Below are 579 nucleotides of genomic sequence, written 5' to 3' on the forward strand. Positions count from 1 at the left end.
GCCAGTACGGTTAACAGACAGCGACTCAGCACTGAAAGCGGCACAAATCCCCACAGCAGCCACATCGCCGCGCAAAAGCAAAGTGCAACAGACAGCGCCATCCGGGAAATCAGCGAGACCGGCATCAGGAGGTGAACCCCGACAGATGCGTTGTCAGTAACGACTGCAGCCAGAGATGCCCGCCCCACCAGGCAAGACCGGTCACCAGCAGTGCCGTAACCAGCCAGAATCCGAAGGAGCGAAGCCACCCGAAGCGATAACGGGCACGGTGATGCACCACCAGAGAAAGGTCGGAGGGTAACGGAGGCACCCGGGCCGCCAGCGCCTTCAGCACCGCGTCCCGCTGAGACACATCCTCATCTTTACGGGTGTACATTCCCTGAAACCCAAAGGCCAGCACGCGGTGATAGCAGGTCAGCACCGCCTCTGCCGGGGCGGGCTGATGCAGCACTTCCGTAATGCGCTGCCAGAGCGTGCCTCCGGCCCGCAGGGTGCTGAAATACCGGCTCTGCAGCGGCACCGCTTTCCATTCTTTCGGTACGGCGTCCATGCGTGACGCGTCACCGGACATATCATCAC

General features: G+C 61.7%; 1 protein-coding gene. It reads right to left on the reverse strand.

The features are described from left to right. Positions 1-124: 124 nt before the first annotated feature. The coding region (locus tag AAIR21_RS27800) for a DotU family type IV/VI secretion system protein (protein WP_434682831.1) at positions 125-579 on the reverse strand (455 nt) is incomplete at its 5' end.

The sequence above is a fragment of the Enterobacter sp. PTB genome (assembly GCF_051130085.1).
GTDB lineage: Bacteria > Pseudomonadota > Gammaproteobacteria > Enterobacterales > Enterobacteriaceae > Enterobacter > Enterobacter ludwigii.